1 protein-coding gene is annotated in these 233 nt (G+C 58.8%); it reads right to left on the bottom strand.

Annotated features, from left to right (window positions below; all coding sequences use genetic code 11):
* On the bottom strand, nt 1–195 hold a 195-nt coding region (locus AAEY80_RS14895), incomplete at its 3' end, for a hypothetical protein (protein WP_350588647.1).
* Between the last annotated feature and the right edge of the window lie 38 nt (nt 196–233).

Below are 233 nucleotides of genomic sequence, written 5' to 3'. Positions count from 1 at the left end.
CCCATGCGCGAGCATGTCCGGATCGAGCACGCGGATGCGGCGCGATGCGTCCGCGACGTGGGCTTTCAATTCCCACAGCGTCAGGCGGAGGTGCTGCACTTCGAGTATCAGGCGCTGCACGTCCGCGTAGGTGCAGTGCGTCCACCATTCGGTGAGGTCGTTCAGCTTGGGAGGATCGAATGGGGGGAGGATCATTTTTACTGCGATGACACTGTATGGATATACAGTTTATC

This window comes from Psychrobacter sp. 78a-MNA-CIBAN-0178 (assembly GCF_040309625.1).
GTDB classification, from domain to species: domain Bacteria; phylum Pseudomonadota; class Gammaproteobacteria; order Pseudomonadales; family Moraxellaceae; genus Psychrobacter; species Psychrobacter okhotskensis.
The sequence above is the reverse complement of the archived record's forward strand: the minus strand, read 5'-3'. Positions and strand labels throughout refer to the sequence as shown.